The sequence below is a fragment of the Mucilaginibacter sp. P5_A6 genome (assembly GCF_056400585.1).
The window spans coordinates 1-16,888 of sequence record NZ_JBFUKZ010000009.1 but is presented as its reverse complement, the minus strand read 5'-3'; the positions used below and the strand labels follow the sequence as shown (position 1 = coordinate 16,888).

Annotated in this window: 11 protein-coding genes; all 11 read left to right on the top strand. The window is 42.5% G+C overall.

The genetic code is table 11. The annotated features are described in order from the left end of the window. Nucleotides 1–506 precede the first annotated feature (506 nt). Entirely contained in the window at nt 507–3,704 is a 3,198-nt protein-coding gene (locus AC1DO4_RS11945) for a SusC/RagA family TonB-linked outer membrane protein (RefSeq protein WP_477416015.1), read from the top strand. Nucleotides 3,705–3,736: 32 nt separating this feature from the next. Beyond that, entirely contained in the window at nt 3,737–5,350 is a 1,614-nt protein-coding gene (locus tag AC1DO4_RS11940) for a RagB/SusD family nutrient uptake outer membrane protein (protein WP_477416013.1), read from the top strand. A gap of 26 nt (nt 5,351–5,376) precedes the next feature. Then, complete coding sequence (locus AC1DO4_RS11935) at nt 5,377–6,879, top strand: glycan-binding surface protein (protein ID WP_477416011.1); 1,503 nt, start codon at nt 5,377–5,379, stop codon at nt 6,877–6,879. A gap of 61 nt (nt 6,880–6,940) precedes the next feature. Beyond that, entirely contained in the window at nt 6,941–8,410 is a 1,470-nt protein-coding gene (locus AC1DO4_RS11930) for a cellulase family glycosylhydrolase (protein ID WP_477416009.1), read from the top strand. A 266-nt stretch (nt 8,411–8,676) separates the two neighbouring features. Beyond that, a complete protein-coding gene (locus AC1DO4_RS11925; protein ID WP_477416007.1) occupies nt 8,677–9,231 on the top strand; it encodes a hypothetical protein in 555 nt (184 codons plus the stop codon). A 402-nt stretch (nt 9,232–9,633) separates the two neighbouring features. Next, complete coding sequence (locus tag AC1DO4_RS11920; protein ID WP_477416005.1) at nt 9,634–9,870, top strand: hypothetical protein; 237 nt, start codon at nt 9,634–9,636, stop codon at nt 9,868–9,870. Between the two features lie 247 nt (nt 9,871–10,117). Beyond that, the gene (locus AC1DO4_RS11915) at nt 10,118–11,476 is read left to right on the top strand and encodes a cellulase family glycosylhydrolase (RefSeq protein ID WP_477416003.1); all 1,359 of its coding nucleotides are present in this window, start codon (nt 10,118–10,120) and stop codon (nt 11,474–11,476) included. A gap of 157 nt (nt 11,477–11,633) precedes the next feature. Next, nucleotides 11,634–12,509: a sialate O-acetylesterase gene (locus AC1DO4_RS11910; RefSeq protein ID WP_477416001.1), complete on the top strand. Its 876-nt coding sequence runs from the start codon at nt 11,634–11,636 to the stop codon at nt 12,507–12,509. A 106-nt stretch (nt 12,510–12,615) separates the two neighbouring features. Further along, a complete protein-coding gene (locus tag AC1DO4_RS11905) occupies nt 12,616–14,445 on the top strand; it encodes a family 43 glycosylhydrolase (protein WP_477415999.1) in 1,830 nt (609 codons plus the stop codon). Between the two features lie 378 nt (nt 14,446–14,823). Continuing rightward, nucleotides 14,824–15,117: a hypothetical protein gene (locus tag AC1DO4_RS11900; protein WP_477415997.1), complete on the top strand. Its 294-nt coding sequence runs from the start codon at nt 14,824–14,826 to the stop codon at nt 15,115–15,117. 312 nt (nt 15,118–15,429) lie between these two features. Further along, the coding region (locus tag AC1DO4_RS11895) for a glycoside hydrolase family 3 protein (protein ID WP_477415995.1) at nt 15,430–16,888 on the top strand (1,459 nt) is incomplete at its 3' end.

Sequence of the window (16,888 nt, the reverse complement as noted above, 5' to 3'; positions counted from 1 at the left end):
ACAGCCAATTAGGATCCTCTTTGTTGTTACATAGGTCAATATTTCGAAAATAACAAATAAAAACTCGAAATAGAAGCAAAAAATATTACATAACTTATTTGTTTTCAATAAGTTAAAGATGTGGTTAACATCTCGTCTATATTCGTTATCAAACCGGCTATTCCTTTCTTTTTAACAATCATAGTTTCATCCCCCAGAATATAAGTTCAAAGTAACGTATTTAAAAGACGTTGGTTTCGAACAAATATTCCACCAATAACCAATAGGACCAACAGTTAACTTTTTTGAATTAGTAAACATGCGTCTGACTGCACCTGAAGTTTTTTAACTGATTGTTCGGGCAGCTGTTTCATGTGAGCAAACTAACAGTAAAGTAGTTGTCAAAGGTTGCTTTTGGGCTATCTAAAAGATGTGATAACAAAACAAATTATGAATGAGAGAAAAACCAATTAAGCACTAACCAAAAACAATGTACCAATTATCAAACCTTAAAATCCTTTTAAAAGATGGATAAAAATTTACAAAAGAGAGTGAAATACCAAATTTCATTAATTATCGCGGGCATATTTCTTTATATATCTGCCCATGCACAAACCGTAAGTATTACGGGTAAAATAACAAGCGCCGACGATGGCCAGCCAATGCCAGGCGTAAGCATCAAAATTAAAGGGACAGGCTTGGGCACTATCTCCAGCATTGATGGTAGCTATAATATAGCCGCTGAGCCAGGCAAAGTACTCATTTTTAACTTTTTAGGCTATGCGCCACCGGAAATAACTGTTAAGCARGCCGGYGCAATTAAYGTCAGGCTCGGTTCAAATTCCAGCAATTTGAACGAGGTTGTTGTTATTGGTTATGCYAAGGCACGAAGAAAAGACGTTACMGGGTCTATAAGTTCAMTATCGGGRRCCRRTTTGCGCCAAACGCARCCAACTACTTTTGACCAGGCCCTGCAGGGTAAAGTTGCAGGGGTTGTGGTTCAACAAGTRTCGGGYCAGCCTGGTGGYGGGGTATCTATTCAAATACGTGGTGTGTCGTCAATAACCGGCTCAAATTCGCCATTGTACGTAATAGATGGTATTATTATTCCACCGGTCGGTGATCCCGGAAGCGGTTCAAATCCATTAAATACTATCAATCCTACCGAAATTGAATCAATAGATGTATTGAAAGATGCTTCGGCAACAGCCATATACGGTTCGCAGGCAACCAATGGCGTAGTTGTTATCACTACAAAAAGGGGTAAAGCCGGGGCACCGCAGATATCGTATGATCTCTATGGCGGTTACCAGGAAATAGCGAAGCGGATGCCTGCGGTGAACTTGCCTCAGTTTGCGTCTATCATTAACGACCGGTCTGTTGCCTGGGGCTTTGATTTCAGGCCCCAATTTGCCAATCCTCAATATTTAGGCCCTGGTACCGACTGGCAAGGAGCACTATTCCGGAAAGCGCCCGAGATGAGCCACACAATTACCGTAAGCGGTGGAGACGACAGAACCCAATATTTACTGTCAACCTCGTATTTTGACCAGCAAGGGATAGCCCTTGGCTCTGATTTTAAAAGATCCTCGGCAAGGCTGAATTTAGATAACAAAACAACTAAATGGCTAAAAATAGGGACGAGCCTTCAGTTGGTGCATGTTGATGAAAATGTAGCTGCGACCGGTAATAGTGTAATCAATACCGCGCTAAGCGTTACCCCTGATATTGCGGTAGTCAACCAAGACGGCTCCTATGGTGGTCAAACCGACCCCAACGGTTGGGTGGCAGCTTTTCCCAACCCGGTGGCATTAGCAAAACTTATCAAAGACCAAAGAAGGAGGAATCAAATATTCGGCAATTTATATGCCGAAATACAGTTGGCTAAAGAACTGTCGCTGCGGAGTGAGCTATCCGGCAACTTCGATTTTAGTACAGAAGATAGGTTTTCACCAACTTTTAAATTTGGTAGAAATAACGTCAGCCTAAACTATGGTTCCACTAATTCCTACCAAAATTTTTATACGGTAATACGCAACTTTTTAAATTACTATCATAATTTCAAAACAGTTCATATTGATGCTTTAGCAGGGCACGAAGGGCAGCAGGGCACTTTCCAAAATGTTGGTGCCGCACGAAGGAATTTTGCTTCAGACAATGTGCAGGCGATTAATGCCGGTGATTATACCACGGCCACAAACTTCGGCGATAATTCACAATCGACCCCTACCGGCGGCTCTGCACAGGAGTCCTGGTTCGGTCGTTTCAATGTTTCCTTGCATGACAGATACCTGCTAACAGGCAACATAAGGAATGATGGTTCTTCAAATTTTCCAAGCAACCATCGTTGGGTTACTACCTATTCGGGTGGATTCGCCTGGAAAATTAATAACGAGGCATTTTTGAAAGGCTCAAAATCTATAAATGAATTGAAACTAAGGCTTGGTTATGGGGTAACTAACAACCAGGGCATACCGGGCAATACCTTTGTAACCCAACTTAACACGGTTGCAAGTAGTTTATCAGGTATAGCACAGTCTCAAAACAATTTGGCAAATCCTGACGTGAGGTGGGAAAAAACCGATTATTATAATGCAGGAATTGACGGAACATTTTTTAATGGGCGGTTAAGTTTTACACTTGATGTTTATGACCGCGAAGTACACGGCCTCTTATTACAGGTGCCGCTTCCGGAATACTCAGGTACTGTAGCGGGTTGGGGGCCGGGGGCCATGCAAGCGCCTTATGCCAATGTAGGCTCGCTGAGCAACAAAGGGGTCGACTTACAGATCAATTCTACCAATATTACTTCTAAAAATTTTAGCTGGAAAACCGGTTTTACCATATCGCGGAACATTAATAAAGTGACCAGTTTAGGTGCCGGTGGAGAGCAGGCTAACTTAAGCCAGAAAACTTATCTTCCAATGGTTAACGATGTAGTTGAAAAAACGGTGGTGGGCCAGCCCATTGGCGAATTTTATGGCTATGTATTTGATGGGATTTTTTCAAAGCCATCTGATTTTCTAACTCATGCCCGGCCTGCTAACGCGGGCGGCAATCCTTATCCTGTTTCTGCGGCAGGAGGTGGTATCTGGTACGGCGACGCCATGTTTAAAGATTTGAACGGCGATGGTATTATCGACTCAAGGGACGAAACCTTTTTGGGCTCGCCACTCCCAAAATTCCAGTACGGTATCAACAATACATTTACCTACAAAAATTTCGATCTGAATATTTTCTTCAGCGGCAGCTATGGCAACAAGGTATTCAATCAAATGGCTGTACCGGAAAATAGTCCGCAAAATAATGGCACTTTTTTTACATCGGTATTAAACTATGCGAAATTGGCTTTGGTAGATCCCAACGGCTCTGCATCCGATGTTAACAATGTATATGTTACCAACCCGAATACAACGATTATAGGTTTGAGAAATGATAATACCAACGGTAATTTCCGTCCTAATAGTTTGATGTTTGAGGATGCTTCATACCTGCGTTGCAAAAATATCACCTTAGGTTACCGGTTGCCAGAAAGCCTTTTATCCAAAATAGGCGTGCATTCAGTTAGGGTGTTCGCTACTGTGGCTAATGCATTTGTAATTACAAAATATAAGGGCATGGATCCTGAGATAGGCTCGTGGAACCCGCTTCAGGCAGGTTGGGACGGCGGTTATTACCCGCAGCCAAGGGTAGTTACCATGGGTGCAAACATAACCTTAAAATAAAAAAACGATCAACGATTTAAAAATATATGATTATGAGATCAATTCACAAAATTATCGTCGTCCTGTTATTTGCAGCCGCAATAGCCGGATGTAAAAAGGCTTTTTTGGACCGTCCGTCCAACTCGCAGATCAGTTCTGTTAATTTTTATAAAAGCACTTCCGATTTACGGCTGGCTACAGCAAGCCTGTACGGCGGTCAAACCTGGTGGCAATTTAGCAATGAGGCCTGGATACAACTTGGCGACGTATTGGCCGGTAACGCCAGTTTTCCGTATAATGGCGATCTGGTACAGCTTTTTACACGTACCGTTACCAGCTCAAATAATCTTATGACCAATGGCTGGGTTGGCTTGTACAATACTATAGGGCAATGTAATGTCGTTATCAAGGCCATACAGACCCAGGCTGATCCGTCAATTTCGGCAAAAGACAAAAATGCGGCTATAGCCGAGGCAAGGTTTATGCGTGCCGTAGCTTATTATCACCTGGCGGTTTATTTTGGAGACGTGCCAATTATCGAAGATAACAGCAAACTGATAAAAGATCCGCTGCTTAACCGCAATATTGTTTCGGATGTCTATAAATTCGCCGCCAACGACCTGACTTATGCAGCAAATAATCTTCCAAAAACGGATGACAAAGGCCGGGTAACTACCTGGTCGGCACAAGGGATGCTGGGCAAGGTGTATTTAACAATGGCAGGTTTAGGCCAAAGTGGCGGGCAGCGCGACCAGAAATTGCTTGACAGTGCCATAAAGTATGCGGGCAACGTGTGTAAAAATAGCAATTTACAGCTTTTTGGGCAGAATGATCCGAACCATCAAGGTTATTATGACTATTTCAGGCCGACAAACAACGATAACCCCGAATCATTATTTTCTTTACAATGGGTTGGGGGCACAGGTTATGGAAATGGCAACGCCATACAACTCTTTTTTTCGCCAAATTCAATCCTTACCCCTCAAAGGGGAGGCGCATGGGAGCCCCTGCAGCCAACCTACGATTTATACCTGGATTATTCCCATAAAGATTCCGTACGCCGCAAAGCTACTTTTATGCTCACCGGGGATCATTATCCAGAATTAGATCAAATCGATGGTGGTTATAAGGCAACCCAGCCGGGCTTGAAGAAACATGTTATTGGCACCGAAAAAGATAACAATTCGCCATCAATGGATGCCTGGTCAGATATTGAACACAATACAATTCTTAGGTTGGCCGATGTGTACCTGGTATATGCCGAGGCTATTCTCGGGAATAATGGTTCTACATCCGATGGGGATGCTCTTAAATATTTCAACCTGGTGCGCACAAGGGCAGGCGTAGATCCTGTTCTTTTGCTGAACGCCGCAACACTGCTTAAAGAAAGAAGAATTGAACTTGCTTATGAAGGGCAATACTGGATAGACCTGGTTAGGTATTCTTATTATGATCCGGCTAATGCCGTGCAGTTCGTTAATAGTGCGGATGTTAATCATGCCCGTATTTCGTTTACTTATGACCCTGCAACGAAAAAAGCTACAAGAGATTCAATTGCGCCACCAATTACGCTTCCGGCAACCATTAGTTCCTTTAGGCTGCCAATTCCGGCATCTGAGATGGTCTCCGACCCCAAATTGCTGGATCCACCGGTACCTTATTATTAATTTTTAGCATTTAAAAATATATTAACATGAAAAAGAATTTATACATCCGCTTGTATTTATTGCCGCTATTACTGATGGTGGTGGCTTTATTGCCAGCTTGTAAAAAAAATATTGAGGGCTCTTCTAACCCACCGGTAATTACAGGCGTTAGGAGCTATGTTGCTTCACCAAATGACACTGTTTTGACCAGTGCCGTTCCAAAGGGCCAATGGGTGGTGATAACCGGGCAGAATTTAAAAAGTACAACCCAGATAGAATTTGACGGCGTGCCCGCAACTTTCAATCCTGTATTATTTGCGGAAAATAGCGCTGTTGTGCAAATTCCCCAGATAAGGTTTTCAACTATTGACACAGCCAAGCTTTATACCGTAAAGGTTACAACAACAGGGGGGGCCACCTCGTTTACTTTTAAACTGGGTCCGCCGGCACCTTTTGTTTGGGGCATTTCAGATGTATTTGCGGCTCCGGGCGATTCGGTTTATCTTTTTGGTGGGAATTTACTATTTGTAAAGAGCTTAACGTATGGAGGGCTCCCCGTTCCACACTTTAATACGACCTTGTATGGAGACTCTCTTGGCTTTGTGATGCCGAGTGGAGTACAAAGCAGCAAGCTGGTAGTAGTAACGGCTAAATCTGGTACGGCCGTGGATACCATAAATGCAAAGCCAATAATTACCGGCATTTCCTACGTTAATCCCAAACTTGGTGATTCGGTTTATGTTTATGGTGCTTACCTTAAGACTATCTCGTCAATTTCTTTTGGCGGTGCTACTATTACAAATTTTACAGAAGGTCCACGTGGCGCTTATGTTAAGTTTTCGGCTCCAGCTGAGAACAGCTACTCAAGTGGACCAGTGACCATTGTTACCAGTTATGGAACGGCTTCTACTGTTAATAAAGTAAATACTCAAAATAACGATAAAGTAGGTCTTTTAGGAGATATGGAGTGGGGTGATAATTTTGGTTTTGGCTGGGCCCAATTTGAACGTTTAACTGGGGAGTGGGAATATCCCCAATTTAATGGTCCGATGGGAAAAGATCATAGTCAGATGATGGTTATTGATTGTCCTAAAGATAATCCTGTTTTAGCTGCCGGTGCTAAGCAGGACATCCCATTGGGTAATTCTAATACGGGTAATCACTGGGTACCTGTGGCAAATATTACAGATCCTCCTTCAAACTGGGCTTTTCAATTTGACATAAGTGTGGCTAAACCATGGAAAGGAGGTACTCTTCTTATTAAAACTAGATTTGCAGGTGACACTTATGTTGCGCGTTACGAGCCATGGAAAGGTAGTAAAGCTGGTTTTGAAACGAGAGGTTGGCAAACCGTAATTATTCCTTTATCTGCGTTCAAATCAACAGTTGACCAATTAGGGGATGGTGTATCAATTACTCGCATAAGCGATTTATTAGGGCCTACTGGTGCGGGTCCTTATGATATGTACCTTCAAAATTTCAGTAATTCGTCAATTGCAACTGGTTTTTATGTCGCTATTGACAATATTAGGTGTGTGAAGATTAAATAATTTATAGCCCCGCGGCAGCATATCGCCGTGGGGCTTTTTAACTAAATAAAATTGAGGCAAAGTGAAAATTAAGTACTCTTTTACAATATTGATATCTCTTTTTGCAGTTGTATCTTTATTCTCCTGTAAAAAAACGAAGAATCCGGACCCGCAACTAACAGTTAGTGCATCCACCATAACTTTTGAGGCTGATGGGGGTACCCAGGACATAACCATTACCAGCAATGCTGATTGGAGCGTAAGCAACCCTGCTTTTTCATGGCTGCAATTAAGCGCAACTTCCGGTAAGGGCGGCAGTACCGTTATTCATGTGATAGCGACATCGCCAAATGGCACAGGTGCCACCCAGTCGGCAAGGTTAGAAATAAGTTCGTCAAACGGGCAGGCAAGAAGGGTGACGGTTACCCAGGCTCCCACCATATACCCGGGTTATAATACGTCGCCCATAGCGCCCGACATGACCGGAATGAGCAGTAATGCCGTGCAACTGGCGGCAAAAATGGGTACGGGAATGGGAATAAATATTGGCAATACCATGGAACCCCCAACCGAAGCGGAGTGGGTGAATAGTAAAATTACCGAATCATATATAAAATTTTTGAAAGCAAAAGGTTTCAAAGCGATACGACTTCCTTGTGCCTGGAACTGGGGTCATTTAAGCGATCGGGGAAAAGCGAAAATTGACCCGGCATGGCTTGCCCGGGTGAAAGAAGTAGTTGGATGGTGTGTGGCTAATGATATGTATGTGATGGTGAATATTCACTGGGACAATGGCTGGCTGGAAAATAATATTACCGACGCTAAGAAAGATTCTGTTAATGCTAAACAAAAAGCACTTTGGGAACAGATAGCTACAACCCTGCGTGATTTTGATGAGCACGTTCTATTTGCCAGCGCGAATGAACCTTGGTGTTGGGATGCCAAGACTATGGCTATACTTAATGGTTATCACGAAACATTCATCAAAGCAGTTCGCTCTACCGGAGGCAGAAACAGTAACCGGGTGCTGGTTGTGCAGGGGCCAAGTGCTCAAAGTATTATAACTTCCCAACTGATGACTACTATGCCTCACGACCCGGTACCTAACAAGTTGATGCTCGAGGTGCATTTCTACTCGCCTTATACATTTAATTTAGCACACGATGGGGATTTACCCGGGGTTAAAGCGGCTTACTACTGGGGGGCCGGGAATCATTCTACTATTGAGCCGGAGCGCAACGCCACCTTTGGAGAAGAGGATGCGGTCAACGATGAACTCGGAAAGATGAAAAAGTTTGTTGATCAAGGTATCCCTGTGATAGTGGGTGAATATGGAACCTTTAGACGGACTCCCACATCCGGCAATGGTATTCCTAAGGATACGCTGATGCACAACAGGTCTGTGGATTACTGGCTTACTTATACGACCAAAACTATGAGAGCGAATGGTCTTTTACCATTCTGGTGGGAGGTAAGTAACGGTTTTGACAGAAAAAATAATGTGGTTAATGACCAGCGGATGGTAAATGCAATTATTGCAGGATATAAGTAAAAATAATATTGAACTAAGGCTTTCCCGGGATAACGGTACTGTGAACCGAAAGGAGAAGTATGAAAATAATGCATCAATAAGCACTAAAAGGAACATGAATAGACAGGTGATAACAAGCTTACTGTTTTTAGCACTAAGCCTAGCCTTAAAAGCACAAAGATCTGGCAGAAGCCTTAATGCTATGCAGTATGAGGTTTTCAGGTTTTTTCAAACAAATAATGAACAATTTTTAAACAACAATTAACAATATTTAAAACTCAAGTAACATGAAAAAAATCGCACTATTATTTTTGGCTCTAACAACAGGGATGTTAGCAAAAGCACAGCAAACTGTGTATGCCGAAAATTTTGAATCAAATGTAGCCTACGTTAGTGATGCCTATATGTATTCATTTGCACCACCTACAAAGGCAGGAACATGGAATGGTGGAGTAGATTTAAAAACCGCTGGCAATGCCAATATAAATTTGCGTCAAGGTTGGGGTAACGGATTTCTATTGAAAATAGAATCCAAAGGTGCTGCTGTTACCATACCTAATATCAATGTGGCTGGTTTTACAAATTTAAACCTGTCTTATGAATTTGTTGTTGAAGATGGGGGAGATGCTGTAGTACCAAAAATTGAAGCAAGTATTGATGGCGGTGCTTCTTGGGTAACTCTACCTACAGTTGCTAGTGGTGCAGGGTGGAATAGAGAAGCAAAATCGGTTGCTTTGCCTTCAGGAAATTATAAAACAATAAACCTCAGAATGAATCCTAATACTGTGACTTCTAATGCTATAATGTTTGATAATTTTATAATTACTGGAAAGAAGCAGTAAGCCTGGCGACTGAATCGAACCAATCATGTGACAATTCAATTAAGGTTTATCCAAATTCTATTTGTTAACGAATTTAAAGGTGAAGCTGTAAATTCTGATCAACCATTTTGTGTTTCCATTTTTGACATACCTGGAAGAAAAGTAGAGACAATAAAATTTTAAGCTAATTGTCAATAGGGTCTTCAATGAAATCAGGATTGTATATAGTTCAGATTGAAGGAGTAAAATCAAATTACTCCTTCGATCATTTGAGTTGGTTAAAAATAAATCATTGAATTTTTTATATGCAGGGCAGATGCATTACGATTGAGCCGGAGCGCAACGCCACCTTTGGAGAAGAGGATGTGATCGATTCTGAATTCCAAAAAGATTAAACAGAAGTTTGTTGATAAAGGTATCCCTGTGGTGCTGGGTGAATATGGAACCTGGAGACGGACTCCCGAAACCAACACGCGTAATCCTAAGGATATGCCGATGCACAACAGGCCTGTGGATTACTGGCTAACTTTTTCGACCAAAACTAGGAGAGCGAATGGTATTTTACTATTCTGGTGGGAGGTAGGTAATGGTTTTGACAGAAAAAATAATGTGGTTAATGACCAGCGGATGGTAAATGCCATTATTGAAGGATATAAGTAAAAATTAATGTTTGCCAGAGGCAAATAAACGCTGATTCAACAATCCTAAAATTATCCTGGATAATTAATTAAAAAATGTTATCAGATGTTTTTAGTGCGGAGACTATTTATAAAAAGTTTAGTTATAGAACAAAATGAAAAAAATGTATTTTTTTAAATCAGTAGTATTTCTTACTGCAATTATTGCACTTCTCGCATGCAAAAACGCGAAAAGTCCGGCACCAGAACTCACGGTTAGCATGTCGACCATGATGTTTGCGCCTGATGGAGGAAGTCAGGACATTACCATTACCAGCAATGCTGACTGGAACATAAGCAACCCTGCTTTTTCATGGCTGCAACTAAGTGCTACATCTGGTAAAAGCGGTAGTATGGTTGTTCATGTAACAGTGACATCGCCAAATGGCACCGGGGCAAGCCAGTCTGCCATTTTAAACATAAGTTCACCAAACGGGCAGGCAAGAAGGTTGACGGTTACCCAGGCCCCCACCTTATACCCAAGTTATAATAAATCGCCTATAGCGCCAGACATGACTGGAGTGACCAGTACTGCTGTGCAACTGGCTGCAAAAATGAGTACGGGAATGGGAATGAATTTTGGCAATACCATGGACTCCGACATCGAAAATGCTTGGGTGACTGGAAAAATTACCGACGCGCAGGTGAAATTTGTAAAACAAATAGGTTTCAGTGCTGTGCGGATTCCCATGAACTGGGTTTGGACCCATTTAAGCGATCGGAAAAAGGCAACTATTGACCCTGCATGGCTTGCGAGGGTGAAAGAAGTGGTTGGATATTGTGTGAATAATGGTGTGTATGTGATAGTAAATGCTCACGCGGATCTTGGCTGGCTGGAAGATAATGTCAATGCCATAAAGAAAGATTCCGTTAATGCAATGCAAAAGGCGATTTGGGAGCAGATTGCTACAACCTTGCGTGATTTTGATGAGCACCTTATATTTGCCGGCACGAATGAACCTAAGGCTGATAATGCCGAGCAGATGGCCATACTCAATGGTTATCACGAAACATTCATCAAAGCAGTTCGCTCTACAGGAGGCAGGAACAGTTACCGGGTGCTGGTTGTGCAGGGGCCTCACACTGATCCTACAAAAACTGCTAGTTTGATGACTTCTATGCCTACCGACCCAGTGCCTAACAAGTTGATACTCGAGGTGCATGACTATACGCCTTTTACATTTACTCTAATGGATGCAGATGCAAGCTGGGGCAAGATGGTTTACTACTGGGGGACTGGGAATCTTTCTACTATAGAGCCATCGCGCAATGCCCCCCCTGGAACAGACGAGAGTCAGATCACCACTGAGTTCCAAGGGATAAAACAGAATTTTGTTGACAAAGGTATCCCTGTGGTGCTGGGTGAATATTCAACCGCGAGGAGAACTGACCCCAACAAGCCTATGCCTAAGGATACGTTGATGCACAACAGGTCTGTGGATTACTGGACAAAATTTGTAACCAAAACGGCTAAAACGAATGGTATGCTGCCATTTTTTTGGGAGGTAGGGCAAATGTTAGACAGGGCTAATAATGTGATAAAAGACCAGCGTATGTATAATGCCCTTGTGGCTGGATATAAACAGTAATGTTGGATTAAAGTTTTTTCTGGAATAGCGGTACTGTGAACAGATTACACAGTACCGTTTTCCGGTGAGCTACACTCTAAAATCTGTGATCCTTATGGATCACAGATAATCTGATAAGGTAGTTCATATTTCGAAATCATATTATATAACTAAACACATGAAAAAAGTATTAGCCATTGCTATTTTATTCTTCGTTGTTGGAATATCCTGCAAAAAAGAAGAAGGAGCAAAGGCACAAGTTAAACCACCAGTTCAAGTTAAAGTACCTGATCCCAATTTTTATATTTTCTTGTCGTTTGGTCAATCCAATATGGAAGGCCATGCCCAGTTCGAGCCTCAGGACATGGTGGTAGATAAACGTTTTCAGGTATTGGAAGGCTTAATTTGTGAAAATCTTCATCGTAGCGAGGGATATTGGTACACCGCAGTTCCTCCTTTATGTCGTTGCTATACCGGATTAACTCCGGGAGATTATTTTGGCAGAAGCCTGGTGAGCGCTCTCCCGGCGAATATCCGCATTGGTATTATCAATGTTTCAGTTGGAGGATCTCAAATCGAGTTATTTGATAAGAATGGCTACCAAAATTATGTGAGTAATGCTCCGGACTGGCTAAAGGGTGTGGTCCAAGAATATGATGGAAATCCATATGGACGCTTGGTTGAGCTGGCAAAAATAGCTCAAAAAGACGGGGTGATTAAAGGAATCTTGTTACATCAAGGCGAGGCAAATAACGGTGATGCTGAATGGCCGAATAAAGTAAAAGGAATTTATAACAATATACTGAATGACCTTAATCTTAAATCAGCATCTGTGCCTCTGCTGGCAGGTGAGGTAGTTAATGGGGATCAGGGAGGTCTTGCTGCCAATATGAATAAAATTATTGCAAAGCTACCTGAAGTCATCCCCAATTCGTATGTGATTTCTTCTGCCGGGTGCCCCGACGTAGCTGATAGTTTGCATTTTTCTGCAGAAGGCTACCGGATGCTTGGTAAAAGATATGCCGCAAAAATGCTGAGCCTGCTTGGTTATTAAACAACCAATTGGAGTTGATTGCATTTGATCTCAAAAAAAGGAAGGTGATTTCGCTGGACTAAGTGCCTTTCAAAAAAATTATAAAAAATAAATTAAACTAACAAAAATGAACAATATAATAAATAAGAGAAAGGGTCATGGGATATTTTTAGGCTTACTATTCCTGGGCACATCGCTTTCTTTTTCCTGTGGGAAGAAACAGGTTGTGCCTCAACCTCCACCTCAACTCACTGTTTCTTCCCTGCAAGTTACTTTTGAGCCGGAAGGAAGTAGTTCAAATGTTTCTATCACTGGCAATGTTAATTGGACAGCGACAGCCAACACCTCAGTTCCATGGTTAACGATAAGTCAGTCATCGGGAGGCCCGGGAAATGTTACGCTTAAATTAACCGCGAACGCTAACAACTCAGGGGCTACCCGCGGGGCGATAGTGACTATCAAAGCTCCGAATAGTGCTGACAAGCAAATTCAAGTTACACAGCCAGAATTAGAGGTTAATGAAGACCTGGAAGCAAAATGGGCAAGAGTTTCGCCGAAACTTCTCACCAATAATGGGAATCCTTTATTAGATTTTATGTTTACGGCCGACCCAACAGCTATAGAATACAATGGAAGAGTTTATGTGTATGCCACGAATGATCATCAACAGTATGAGAAGGTAGGACCTACAGGACAAAATAGTGCCGAGTCTATCCGTTCACTGGTCATGATGTCTTCCGCTGATATGGTTAACTGGACTTATCATGGCCTCATAAATACAGCAGTACTGGCGCCATGGACTGCTTCGTCCTGGGCGCCTTCCATTGAATCCAGAATGGAAGCAGATGGTAAAACGCATTTCTATATGTATTATTCCAATAACGCTTTTGGCTCAGCCGTGCTTACTTCCACCTCTCCCGTTGGCCCCTGGAAAGACCCATTAGGAAAGAACATAGTCGACCGCTCGGTTCCCGGTGTGGATGTCGATGCTCCATTCGATCCCGGAGTTGTGATTGACAGCCAAGGTACAGGCTGGCTGGTTTTTGGGGCCGGAACGCCTAAAACACCCTATCTGCCGGATAATTCCAGGATCGTCAAATTAGGAGCAGATATGATCAGTTTGGCCGGCAGTATTTCTAAGATACCCGCTCCTTATTTTAATGAGGCCAGCGACCTTAACTTTATCAATGGCACCTGGGTTTATAGCTATTGTACAAATTGGAATCCACGCGATGTATGGCCTTATAGCAATATTGCTAAACCAAGTGCCGCCTGCATATCTTATATGACGAGTAAAACACCCTTAGATCCGAATAGTTGGCAGTATCGCGATAATTACTTTAGGAATACTGGCGACAATGTGGGTGATAACGTGGGGCCTTTGTCAAACAATCACAGTCACTTGTTCAAGTTTAAAGCGAAATATTATTTTGCTTACCATGCCATGTATCTACAGGATTATTTTAACACTAAGGGTGGCTTTCGTAATGTGGGTATCGAAGAAGCACCGGTGGATGAAGGCAATGGCGTGAATATCCCCATGATCAACGCAACTTTTAAAGGTCCGTCACAACTTAGCCTATTAAATCCATTCGTTGTTCAGCAAGCAGAAACCACTGCGGGCACTTCGGGGAAAATTCAGTTCGAAGATGGTGGTAGTGAGGGTAATATGGTTGCCAAAGGAACCATAGATAAACAATGTCTCATGGTGCGGGGAGCCGATTTTAGCAAACAGGTTCCTGCCAAATTCGAAGCCCGGGTGAAAGGAAAAGGTAAAATTGATGTTTATGTAAATAATCTTAAAGGCCCGGCTCTTGTTTCCCTTATATGCGATGCGAAGGACTGGACTACGCTCTCAAAACAAATACAACTGAACATACCTAAAGGAGTAGGGAATATCTATTTTGTATTTAATGGAGAGGGGTTTTTGTTTGATGAATGGAAATTCATTTATTAATTCCGGTTGCCGGTTTATTGATACAATTTATAAGTAGATGTTCGATCAAAACGGGCTTTTACCGCTGATTCGGTGAAACCGTTAAGCCTTTCTTTAGGGAGCCAGTTAAGTTGCTTGATCAACGCATGATGGATGCCATTAAAGCAGGATATAAACAGCAATGTTGGATTAAAACTTTTACTGGAACAGCGGTACTGTGAACAGATTAGACAGTACCGTTTTCTGGCGAGTTAAACTTTAAAAATACGCTAGGTTTTGCGACAGATCAGAAGTTTGAAAATTAAATAGGAGAGAGTTTTAGTTGAATATAAGTGGATGCCTGGGGCCTTTACCGAGAGGCCCCGGCATTTTTTTAACAATAACAATTCTGTTTTCAACATGACGGAAATCAACAGTGATCTATTTGAACGCATGACGATTGCCGCGGCAAATGATACCTGGTTAAAAAAAGAGAACATGGAAAATCAAATTATTTCAAAAGCGCCAGAATTAGATGAAAGTGAAATTAGAGCTTTGATAGAGGATTTTGATACGATTGGGATGTTGCTTAAGGAGCACCTTACTTTCGTCAGTATCCCGATCTTAACGCCGGAATCGAAAAAAATGTGTAACGAGGGATTGGTTCTTATTAAGAAGTTCACTCAAAAATGTTTAAAACATTATGGGATTTAGAATATTATGGGATGCTCCCGCGAATTTGATATCCGGGCGAATGATTACCTGGTTAAAAAAAGAGAATATGGAAAATCAAATTAATTCAAAAGCGCCGGAATTAGATGAATCCAAAAAAATGTGTAACGAGGGCCTGGTTCTTATTAAGAAGTTTACTCAAAAATGTTTAGAACATTATGGGATGTGTTACCTTCCAAAGTAAGGTTTCAACGACAGGTTATGTGGAATCCTGAGTTGGCCTTAAACCATCTGCTGTTGAAACTTACAGCCGCAGATAAATACCATCCACAAAAAGAAAAGAAATAATAATTTATGAAATATACCCTTGCCTGTTTTATGGCATTTTTCGTGGCCGGCGGCGTTTCGGCACAAAACAAAAGCGAGGTTGCGCTTAAAGCGAAGATCAACGGCATCGTCAGCAAAATGACGCTGGAAGAAAAAATAGACATGCTTCACGGCAACGCGCTGTTTTCTTCCGCTGGCGTAAGCCGTTTAGGTATCCCGGAGCTTACCTGCGATGATGGCCCATTAGGCGTACGCGAGGAAATAAAGCGTTTTGACTGGGCTTCGGCTAACTGGACAACCGATTCTGCCACGTTTTTACCAAATGGCTCGGCAATTGCAGCCACCTGGAACCCCGCAATGGCAAATAAATACGGAGTAGTTATAGGAGAGGAAGCTAATGCGCGTAAAAAGAATATAATGCTTGCACCGGCATTTAATATTTGCAGGATGCCCCTTTGCGGCCGTACCTATGAATATTATTCCGAAGATCCATATTTAAACAGCCAATTGGCTGTTCAATCGGTAAAAGGGATTCAAAGTCGGCACGTAGCAGCCTGTATAAAACATTTTGCCGCCAATAACCAGGAGCTTAACCGCGATAGCGTAAACACGATAGTTGATGAAAGGGCATTGCGCGAAATTTATTTCCCGGCATTTAAAGCAGCCGTACAGCAAGGGAATGCCTATACCATTATGTCGGCCTATAATAAGCTGAACGGCTATTGGTGTTCCGAGAATGACTATTTATTGAATAAAGTGCTAAAAAACGAATGGGGCTTTAAAGGAGTTGTCATTTCAGACTGGGGCGGTGTGCACCATACCGTTGCAGCGGCCAACAACGGGCTGGACATTGAAATGGGCTCAAGCGGCCCGTATGATCAGTGGTATTTTGCTAAACCATTGCTTAATGCTGTCAAAGAAGGCCGGGTCCCGGTAAAAACAATTGATGATAAGGTTCGCAGGATTTTGTGGGTGATGTACCATACCTCGATGAGTACTAACCATCCTAAAGGGTCTATCGCTACACCGGCGCATACTAAAGCCGCCTATGATATTGCCTCAGAATCCATTGTTCTGCTAAAAAACGACAACCATTTATTGCCTTTAAAAGCAGGTAACATTAAAAGCATCGCCGTCATTGGCGATAATGCCATCCGCACATTTGCTTTGGGCGGGTATGGGGCCGGTGTAAAAGCGCAACACGAGATAACAGCATTAGACGGTATAAAATCAAGGTTCGGTAAAACGGCCAGCATCAGCTTTGCCCGAGGCTATAAAGCAAACTACCTGGCAAGTAATAGTGATGAACAAAATCGCGGCTATGACCAGCCCGATCAGAAACTGATTGACGAGGCGGTAGCGCTTGCGAAAGCCAGCGATGTCGCCATTTTATGTATCGGTTCCAATCGTGAATATGAAAGCGAAGCCCATGACCGTAAAAGCCTGGAACTGCCTTTTGGTGAACAGGCATTGGTTACCGCGGCGG

Bases quoted from the DNA above. Each gene is read 5' to 3' on its own strand.
- AC1DO4_RS11940 (WP_477416013.1), top strand. From the start codon at position 3,737: ATGAGATCAATTCACAAAATTATCGTCGTCCTGTTATTTGCAGCCGCA.
- AC1DO4_RS11935 (WP_477416011.1), top strand. From the start codon at position 5,377: ATGAAAAAGAATTTATACATCCGCTTGTATTTATTGCCGCTATTACTG.
- AC1DO4_RS11925 (WP_477416007.1), top strand. From the start codon at position 8,677: ATGAAAAAAATCGCACTATTATTTTTGGCTCTAACAACAGGGATGTTA.
- AC1DO4_RS11915 (WP_477416003.1), top strand. From the start codon at position 10,118: ATGATGTTTGCGCCTGATGGAGGAAGTCAGGACATTACCATTACCAGC.
- AC1DO4_RS11910 (WP_477416001.1), top strand. From the start codon at position 11,634: ATGAAAAAAGTATTAGCCATTGCTATTTTATTCTTCGTTGTTGGAATA.
- AC1DO4_RS11905 (WP_477415999.1), top strand. From the start codon at position 12,616: ATGAACAATATAATAAATAAGAGAAAGGGTCATGGGATATTTTTAGGC.
- AC1DO4_RS11900 (WP_477415997.1), top strand. From the start codon at position 14,824: ATGACGGAAATCAACAGTGATCTATTTGAACGCATGACGATTGCCGCG.